Source organism: Sphingomonas sp. Ant20 (assembly GCF_000783375.1).
GTDB lineage: Bacteria > Pseudomonadota > Alphaproteobacteria > Sphingomonadales > Sphingomonadaceae > Sphingomonas > Sphingomonas aerolata.
On the sequence record NZ_JRVI01000189.1, the window covers coordinates 1 to 1,425 of the forward strand.

General features: G+C 69.1%; 2 protein-coding genes and 1 pseudogene. 2 read left to right on the forward strand and 1 reads right to left on the reverse strand.

The genetic code is table 11. The annotated features are described in order from the left end of the window. The coding region (locus NI18_RS23625) for an MJ0042-type zinc finger domain-containing protein (RefSeq protein ID WP_198527061.1) at positions 1-163 on the reverse strand (163 nt) is incomplete at its 3' end. A gap of 198 nt (positions 164-361) precedes the next feature. Between NI18_RS23625 and ftsE the strand changes: the two genes are divergently transcribed. Continuing rightward, positions 362-1,072, forward strand: coding sequence for a cell division ATP-binding protein FtsE (gene ftsE, locus NI18_RS17675; protein ID WP_037531854.1), 711 nt, complete (start codon positions 362-364; stop codon positions 1,070-1,072). Continuing rightward, a pseudogene (locus NI18_RS17680) lies at positions 1,069-1,425 on the forward strand (permease); the annotation flags it as partial. The gene ftsE and the pseudogene NI18_RS17680, both read left to right, overlap by 4 nt.

Genomic DNA, 1,425 nt, shown 5'->3' on the forward strand with positions numbered 1-1,425 from the left:
GGCATTGCCTCCGCGGCGGCTGGCGCGTCGGGCGCGTGACGTCCGTCGCGGCCTGGAACCAGCTGTGGCGGCAATTGGCACAGCGCACGGTCCTACCTTCGGTGCCGATCGCGCTGTCGGGGACCAGATAGCGTGTGCTGCACTCGGGGCATTGGAGGATCATCGGGCACGATTCACTGCGGGCCGCGGGACGGGGCCGTTCGCGGTCAAACTAAGCACGTGGCCCCCGCTCGTGGCAAGCATCATGCGCCCGGATGCTGTCTGCCGCGCTGCAGATGGCCGCCAGCTTGAAGCCGCGCGCGCTTTCATGCGAAAGCGAGCCTCACGGCACAGGCGAACTCGGGCGGGCGCGACCAATTTCATGGCGAATATCGTGCAGTTCGAAAATGTTGGCTTGCGCTACGACACCGGCGCGGAAACGCTGTCCGACATCTCGTTCACGCTGCGCAGCGGCGCCTTCTACTTTCTGACCGGCGCGAGCGGCGCGGGCAAGACGTCGTTGCTCCGACTGCTCTATCTCGCGCAGCGGCCGAGCCGCGGGGTGATCCGGCTGTTCGGCGAGGATGCGGTGCTGCTCCCGCGGTACCGGATGCCGGGGTTTCGCCGCCGCATCGGCGTGGTGTTCCAGGATTTTCGGCTCGTCCCGCATCTGTCGACCTGGGACAATATCGCTCTGCCGTTGCGCGTCGCGGGGATGCCCGAGGCGGACCTGCGCCAACCGGTCGAGGAGATGCTCGCCTGGGTCGGCCTGACCGAACGCGCCGAGGCGCGACCGGCGACGCTGTCGGGTGGTGAGCAGCAACGCGTCGCGATCGCGCGCGCGGTGATCGCCCGGCCCGAGATGCTGGTCGCGGACGAGCCGACCGGCAATGTCGATCCCGACATGGCCGAGCGGCTGCTCCATCTGTTCGAATCGCTCAACAAGCTCGGCACGACGGTGGTGGTCGCGACGCATGATCTGCACCTTCTCAACCGGATTCCGACCGCGCAGATGATGCGGCTGGATCACGGCCGGTTGCTCGATCCGACCGGGTCGTTGCAGTACCCCCCATCGCCCCGGGCCGAGCCATGAGCCGCGCATCCGAACGTCGCGTGCTCGACGAGGCTGGCGGCGTCCGTGCCATGACCTGGGTCATGGCGATCATGCTGTTCCTCACCATGCTCGCCGCCGCACTCGGGCTGGGGACTGCGGGTGCCGCCCGCGCGCTCGATCGTCAGCTGGCGGGGCGATTGACGGTCCAGATCATCGACGGCGACCCGGTTCGGCGTGATGCCAGTGCCGCCCGCGTCCTCGCGACGCTGCGGACGCTGCCGGAAGTGACCCGCGTCGCCGCGGTCGATCGCGCCGAGCTGACGCGGCTGTTGCGACCCTGGCTCGGCAGCGACGGCGCCGATCCGGGGCTGCCCGTGCCGGCGATGATCGAC

Bases quoted from the DNA above. Each gene is read 5' to 3' on its own strand.
- ftsE (WP_037531854.1), top strand. From the start codon at position 362: ATGGCGAATATCGTGCAGTTCGAAAATGTTGGCTTGCGCTACGACACC.